Raw genomic sequence first — 7225 nt, forward strand, 5'->3', positions numbered from 1 at the left:
ACGATCCGGTCGGCCGCCGACTTCGACACCCCGAACAACGGAGCCAGTTGGCGCAGGGTGAGGTTCGTGCGCCAGTACGCGGCGACCAGCAGGACCCGGTCCTCCAGCGGCAGACTCCAGGGCCGGCCCTTGCGGACCGGGTCGGCACCCTCGCGCCGCAGCGCGGTGACCAGCTTGCCGAACTGCCGCGGGCTCAGCCCGGTGAACGGGACTATCCAGGACGGCTCCGACGCCGCAATCACACCAACCACAGCAAGATCATCTCACCTCTGACCAGCAATTACGGGACAGCGCTTAGGCCGTGTTTTAGGTAGCGGGTGAGTCTTGGGCGGATAGTTCTTCCGCCAGTTCCATACAGCGCAGGCGGGCTGGGGAGAAGTCGTAGGGCATCTTGCCGGTGGCTTCGAACACGCTCATGGAGTCAGCCTCCCGCCTGCCAGAGCCGAGGTCGGCCTCGCCCTCGCCGTCATCGGCGGTGGCAGGGTGCAAAGTGTCCCAGGCGTCGAAGAGGGCATCGTCGTCCTTACCCAGGCCGGACTCCTCGATGACGGCCTGCAGGGCGCTTTCGAAGGCGTGCCGCTCGAAGGCCACTTGAGCCACCCGTGGATCATCGACGGCGACACTGTCATCGAGTGCCTCCTCGGCGTCATCGATGCGGTCGGAATCCTCCCGCAGAGTGGGATGCGTGGCCAGGGCGACGAAGCGGGTGGCCTGGAGGGCCGCGCCGAGGGGGCCGAAGATCCGCTCAGTGACCAGCAGACTGTCCAGGTCCGCCTGGCGCAGGGAGCCCTCGGGCAGGCTCTTGAGGCGTTCGGTGACGAAGTCGGAGAGCAGGCCCATCCGGCTGCCTTCGGTGCGCATCCGCTGCACGGCGGTCCGTTGCCGCCGTAATTCCGCCTCCTGCTCGGCGAGGGTTTCCTCCAACCGCTCCAGGATGCCCGCGATACCGTCTCCGCTGTCCGCACCGGCGGAAGCGGTGCCGGTGGTAAAGGCGTCACGGATGTCGTCCAGGGCGATCCCGGCGTCGGCCATCTTGCGAATCCACAGCAGGCGGATCATGTCCTCGTACCCGTAGCGGCGGCGGTCATCGCCGCCCCGCTCAGGCTCGGGGAGCAGGCCGATCTCGTGGTAATGGCGAATCGCCCGTGGCGTGCTGCCGGCGAAGGCCGCCGCGTCACCGATCTTGACTTGGCGGGGTGGCATGAAGGACGAATGCATGAGCAGGGACCTTTCCTCAAGGCATCGGGACGTAAGTCCACCGGACCACATGCCGCTACGGAAGGTGCAACCCCATACACACCGCGCCGCGCCAATGCCAGGAAATGCGCCCTTCCTCCGTAATGGCCGCAGGGCCGTCCTTTGCTGCTGGGGCATCCGCACGACGGCAGGCTGAGGGTTCACAGCCACTGATGAATCGCCGCGACCTGAACCGTCGCCTCGAACCGAACCGCAAGTTTGTCGAACCGGGTCGCCACGGCCCGGTGCTGCTTGAGACGGCTGATCCCGCATTCGACCGCGTGCCGGGCCTTGTAGTCCTCGCGGTCGAAGAAGGGCGGACGGCCACCGCCACGTCCGCGGCGCCTGCGGTTGCGGACCTGATCGGCCGGCTCAGGAATCGTGCACCTGATTCCACGTCTGCGCAGGTAGGCGCGATTCGCGCGTGAAGAGTACGCCTTATCGCCTCGCACCCGCAGCGGGCGGCTTCTCGGCCGACCGACTCCAGGCCGGGGTACCCCGATCGCGTTCAGGACCGGCTCGAACTGCGGACTGTCGCCGCGCTGCCCGGCGGTGATCAGCAGCGACAACGGCTTCTGTCCCTGCTCACACGCCAGATGAATCTTCGTGGTGAACCCGCCTCGCGACCTGCCCAGTCCATGGTCTTCAGGTTCGGTGCTGACTCCGCCTGGCGGTTCCTTCTGCACAGCACCGTGCCGGCGGGCACCGGCAGCATGCTGGTGTGCCCGGCAGATGGTGGAGTCGACATTGACCTCCCAGAAGATCAGCCCGGCCGCATCAGCTCTCGCCTGCAACAACGTCAGCAGTCGGGCCCACACACCCCGACGTTGCCATCTCCGGAACAGTCCATACACCGTCTGCCACGGTCCGTACTCGAACGGCAGGTCCCGCCACGGAACTCCGGTCCGAACCCGCCACCGCACACCGTCTATAAGCCGCCGGCAGCCAGGCCACCTGCGACTTATGCCCACCGCAGGCAGCAACGACTCCAGCACCGACCACTGCTCATCAGAAAGATCCCCTCGCCCCACATCTTGATCATCATCATGCAGGGCGCGCACAGGAAGCCGAACCTAAAACACGGCCTAGGCCCAGCACCACGTCCCTGACACCTACGCGACGCATCGCCCCAGGTCACGCCTAATACGTGAACCTCAGCGATCGGAAAACTGGAGCTGGCCATCGCCGCTCGGGCGGCGGGATGGCGAGCCGAACTGGAGGTGAACAGTGAGGCCCGGAACTGGCGGGCCGACGTGATGGTCTTCGACGAGCACGACCGCCCCTTCATGGCGCTGGAGGCGCAGCTGTCGCCCATGACGCAGGAAGAGGCGCAGATGCGTACGGACCGCTATGCCCGGGACGGTGTGGCGGTGTGCTGGGTCGCCCTGCAGGACCGGCCGTGGGAACGCGTCGTGCCCTCGCTGAGAGTGCGCTCTCCGCGCCAGCGAGGCGAGAGCTGGACGGTGTGGCACGGGGTGGCGCGCTACGCCTGGGAGCCGCGCACGCTGAAGGCGAAGGCGAAGTGGGTGCACATCACCTGCCCGCTCGGTGACGCGGTCAAGTGGATCCTCGACGGGCGGGTGCGCGCCCACACCGGGCTGAACGGCACGGTGTGGTGGACGGCGCCCGCGTACGAGCAACTGGCCGTTGCGCGTGCCCGGATGGAAGCCGATGCCGAAGCCGTCGGGCGGGTGGAGGCCGCCGAGCGCCGTCGTCGGGAAGCCGAGCAGCGGGCCGCGGCCGCCGAACGGCGGGAGCTGGAGCGGCAGGCGGAACTGCAGGAGCGACGGGCGGAGCTGCAGCGGCTGGCGGGCTTCTTCCAGCACGCGGGGCTTGACGCCGGGGTGTGGGAGTCCTTCGCCCAGATGGTCCGCTCCGCCTCGGGCAAAGCGATCCTGTACGGCGACCAGAGCCCTTCTCGTGGCAATGGGCTGCTCGTCTACGCCCGGCCGCGGTGGACGAGCGACACGTTCAAGCTGGCCGGGGTGGTCTGTCCTGATCCCGAAGCACTCGTTGAGTGGCCGGCGGAACTGACGATCCTGGTCCCGGACCAGACATGGCTCTCGCGCATCCAGGCCGCCGCCCGAAGCCCGCTGAAGGTCGCGGTGCTGAACCCGGCCACCGGACGCACCACCTTCACACGCGTCGGTCCGACGCCAGATAGGGCGTGACATGCGACGGCGTATCGGGGAGCGCCTGGCCACCGAGGGCCGGCGCCTGCGGGGCTCACCGGCTGGCCTGCGTCACGCCGCTCGTGAACTGTCCCAGGAAGCTCAGGATGCCCTGGCCCATTGACATCTACATGGCGGACGTGGACGGGATCGGGCGATGCGCACTGACCGAACGGGTCCAGGGCGCACTGGTCGGTATCAGCTCGAGGTCGCGCAGATTCGAATGCCGGTAGGGGGCGGGTACCTCAGCCCCACAGTTTGCGGGTGAACTCCTTCGCCCACTCCACCCGCTCGTGGTGCTGACCGTGGGGCACGCACGGGGAGTTCGGGCCGGCCTGGCACTTTGGGCAAGTGACCTCCTTCGCATGCCAGGTCCGCGCCGCCGAGCCCGCAGTTTCCTGCGCTTCCCGCTCTTTTCTGCTCGGCCGACCTGACCGGGCTTCAGTCCGGGCAAGCGGCGGGGGCACGACGTCGACGGACTGCTGCTGGAGTTCGCCGCGGGCGCCCTTTTGCTTCTCGCTGGGGTCAATGCGGTCGTCGCTCTGCAGGACGCGGTGCAGGCGTTCGTCGTGGGGAAGCTGTCGCTTTGCGCTGGGGCCGACGCGATCGTCGTTGTCGCACAGCTTGCCCGGTCCGGCGTGGCATCGCGGGCACATCATTCGGTACCAGTCGCCGCGTGGCACCTGATGGTGCAGCCGGGCCGCAGTCTTCTTGCCCGCCTCCTTCGCCTGGCCCCCCGGGGCCGGCCGCATCGGCTCGGCAGGATCCTTGGCCTCTTGCCGAGCCTTCTTCTGTTGCCGGGCCATCTTTTGTGTGGCTTTCCGCTCGTCCACGACCAGCTGCAGCCGCTCATTGTGGCCGTCCTTGCGCGGCTTCCCGCTGCTGGGCCCCTCGACCAGCACACAATCCTTGCCCTGCCCCGCGTTGCAGCGCGGACAGCTCCGCTGGATCCAGTACCGCCGCGCCACGCGTAGCTGCTCCTGCGGCCCCAGCGCCGCCCGCTTCTTCCAGACCTCCACACGCCGCGCTTCACCACGGGTCAGCAGTTCTCCGGCCGAGGCCGCGGCCCGCAGAAGCTCCTCCACATGAGGGCGCAGGTCGAACGTGTACGCGTCGTACCTGCGAAGGCGTGAGAGGACGCTGCGGACGCAAGCCGCAGCCTTGTGTGCTTCCTTCTCAGTGTCAGCTTCCGCTTCGACCGTGTCCCGCGTGAGGTCGTCCAGGCTGTCGAAGTACGTGATCGCCCGCTTGTAGACGGCGGACTCGGTGTCCGTGCGATCCTCGGCTGCCGTCGCGTTGACGCGCATCAGAAGCCTGCGCACCCGCCCGGGCTTCTGCTCAGCGACCGCCTTCTTCAGGTTGTCGAACAGCTTGCGCCGCTCTTCGTTCTGCTTGACCAGCCAGATCCTCGCGTGGCGAACGGCAGCCTCGAGCTGCTCCTGGAGCTCGCCCTCCATACCGTTCAGGTTCTCGATCTCCCCGCACACCTGCTTCGCCAGGGGCACGGACTCAATCCGGCGTGCATACACCAGCCGGCGCTGCAGGGCCTGGGCGCGGGCCTGCGGTTCCGGCACCTTTCTCGCCCTGCCGGGCGACCACAGCGATGGACGCGGTGCGTTGCGGGCCTGAACGATCTTTTCAACCGCCGGTGTCGACAACCCGCGCTTCGTCATCTCGCACTCGTCCAGAGCAAACCATTCGATCGGCCTGGCGAACGCCTCGGTCCCGATCTGTACGCGGCGCGCAGTGCCCACGCTGTCCAGCCGGATTCGGTGCACGTACCAGCGGCGGATCAGTGTGTCGCGGTCGACCGGCACCATCGTCCCGAGGACAGGCTCGACACCGTCGTCCCACACCGGCGTCACCGCCTGGTCCAGGTGCACCCGCAGAGCGCCATGCCGCCAGCGCACATCCACGATGGACCCGATCGGTGCCCCTTCAGCACGGGTGTACTCGAAGGTCGCCTGCTCCCCGCGGCCGGCGAGCCAGGCCGAGGCCGCCGACCGCACATAGAGGTGGTCTGCACTGTCCACGCCACGGGCACGGCGCCCGCACACGTGCGGCAGCCCGTCCGGATCCGGGTGATGAGCGAAATGACAGGCCCGGTCCGTATACAGCTTCGTGGTCAGCTGGCCACCGCAGCCGCCGAGCAGAGCCCCGCACCAGAAGGTGTCGTCCCCGTGAGCACGGCGGAATGCATCCAGCTCGATCGCTTCCATCGGCAGCATCAACGGCTCATCCGAGTCCGCCCCGCCGAGCACCGCCGTCTGGATCCGTCGCCTGTCCGTGCGCACAAACTCCCCCGTCCCATCCTGCCAACACATCCTGGCACCAGTGGAGTACACCAACCAGAACGCCTCTCGGCCCGACTCAGGCCGTACGCCCCAACTGTGATGCCCTCGCCGCCCTGCCGATCACGCCGTCCGCGGCCTGCCCCTTCCGGGCAGCAAGCTCGGGCCCGGCGCAGTGCGGCCCTTCGGTGGCCGCGGCCTCGCGGAGGGGGCTGGTCGTGACCGAGGCCCCTGAGATCACCGGTGCCGGCACATCCGCCCGATGCGGGCCGACGGTACGATGTCCGCCGGCTGGGCCTGATCCACCACCAGTGATCGGCATTTCACCCCAGCCCTCTGTGCCCCCGAACCAGCGCTCTGGCCGGGGCACACATGTCTTCCCCGTCAGGAGATCCTGCTCCGGTCACCGGCTCCGTCGGTCCGCTCGGCAGTCGCGGTGAAGGGCGCCTCGGCCGTCGGCGGCATCTCGGTCCAGGGGCGGGTGACCCGCCACCCGCCCTGCTCCAGGGCCCGGGTGGCCGCGGCGGGGTCGAAATTCTCGTCGGGTCCGGTGCCGGTGCAGTAGCCGAGCGGGCCGTCGACGGGGTCGTCGACATAGATGTGCCAGTCGGAGTGGTACTCGGGCCGCGCCGTCAGCGCGGGCGGCGTCGTGGCGGGCGCGGTGAGGTGATCAGGCGTCATATCCTCATGGTAGGAACGGTGTTGGGCCCGTGGCTGGTCTTCCGGATTCCGGTCCGCCGGTCCCTGGGAACAGGTATATGCGGTGGCCACAGGACGTGGCGACGGCCTCCTCGGCGGTGGTCCGTACGATCGGAGAACATGACGACCCGCCGCCAGCTGGGCCCCGGCCACGCCGAACACCACTCCCCCGCCGAGACGAACGCCAACGTCCCCCGGCCTGTCGGCGGCGGGTGATTGGTCTCCCCGTTTGAGGAAGGGGCTTTGGGGCGGCAGGCTGGGGCGTTACGGTCATAGCGTCGGATGGGGAGCGGAGCGAGGGGACGGCGAATGCTGACGGAGGCGTTGACAGCACTGGCTGCGGTGGGGGGCACTGCGGTGGTGCAGGCTGCGGGAACCAGTGCCTGGCAGGGGCTGCAGCAGGCGGTGGCCGGGTGGTTCGGTCACGAGGACGAGGAGCGCGTACTCATTGAGCTGGACCGTAGTGCGCATGCACTGGCCGTTGCCGATGAGGCCGAGGCGGAGGTCGTGCGGCGCGGCGAACAGGCCGCATGGCAGGCGCGTTTCGAGGCAGTCCTCGCCGGGCTCGGTGAGCACGAGCAGAGGTTGGCCGCCGAGACCCTGCGCGCCTTGCTCAACGCGCATGTGCGTGCCCGTGCCGACGGGGTGTCCTCGACTGGCGACGGGCTCGCGGTGGGCGGGAATGTCGAGATCCGGGCCGACCATGGTTCTGTGGCCGCCCTGCGCATGGGGAACGTCTCGCTGGGAAACCCTCCCCGGCCGGGCCCGCCACGACGCCGCCCGCGCTGACGGCGCGGCCCGAGTACCACTCCGACTGGCACATCTATG

Annotated in this window: 7 protein-coding genes; 2 read left to right on the forward strand and 5 right to left on the reverse strand. The window is 68.7% G+C overall.

The window, feature by feature from the left end; all coding sequences use genetic code 11:
* The 3 genes from EAO76_RS24280 to EAO76_RS24290 form a co-directional block, all read right to left on the reverse strand.
* Window positions 1-251 (reverse strand): transposase family protein (locus tag EAO76_RS24280; protein WP_148838069.1); only part of this gene is annotated, 251 nt, incomplete at its 3' end.
* A gap of 55 nt (window positions 252-306) precedes the next feature.
* Window positions 307-1218, reverse strand: a complete 912-nt coding sequence (locus EAO76_RS24285) for a MerR family transcriptional regulator (protein ID WP_148838070.1) — start codon at window positions 1216-1218, stop codon at window positions 307-309.
* Between the two features lie 179 nt (window positions 1219-1397).
* Window positions 1398-2267 (reverse strand): IS5 family transposase, encoded by an 870-nt coding sequence (locus EAO76_RS24290; RefSeq protein WP_148838092.1) that lies wholly within the window; start codon window positions 2265-2267, stop codon window positions 1398-1400.
* A 189-nt stretch (window positions 2268-2456) separates the two neighbouring features.
* On the opposite strand from EAO76_RS24290, the gene EAO76_RS24295 reads away from it, so the two are divergent.
* On the forward strand, window positions 2457-3407 hold the full coding sequence (locus EAO76_RS24295; protein ID WP_148838071.1) for a competence protein CoiA: 951 nt from the start codon (window positions 2457-2459) through the stop codon (window positions 3405-3407).
* A gap of 245 nt (window positions 3408-3652) precedes the next feature.
* Here the strand turns inward: EAO76_RS24295 and EAO76_RS24300 are convergent, their stop codons facing one another.
* Window positions 3653-5701 carry a hypothetical protein gene (locus EAO76_RS24300; RefSeq protein ID WP_262375709.1) on the reverse strand — a complete coding sequence of 683 codons (2049 nt, stop codon included), beginning with the start codon at window positions 5699-5701 and terminating at the stop codon, window positions 3653-3655.
* Window positions 5702-6082: 381 nt separating this feature from the next.
* Window positions 6083-6379, reverse strand: a complete 297-nt coding sequence (locus EAO76_RS24310) for a hypothetical protein (RefSeq protein WP_148838072.1) — start codon at window positions 6377-6379, stop codon at window positions 6083-6085.
* Between the two features lie 327 nt (window positions 6380-6706).
* On the opposite strand from EAO76_RS24310, the gene EAO76_RS24315 reads away from it, so the two are divergent.
* Window positions 6707-7186, forward strand: coding sequence for a hypothetical protein (locus EAO76_RS24315; RefSeq protein ID WP_148838073.1), 480 nt, complete (start codon window positions 6707-6709; stop codon window positions 7184-7186).
* The last annotated feature ends 39 nt before the right edge of the window (window positions 7187-7225 follow it).

Origin of the sequence: Streptomyces sp. sk2.1 (genome assembly GCF_008120935.1) — a bacterium.
Classification (GTDB): Bacteria; Actinomycetota; Actinomycetes; order Streptomycetales; family Streptomycetaceae; genus Streptomyces.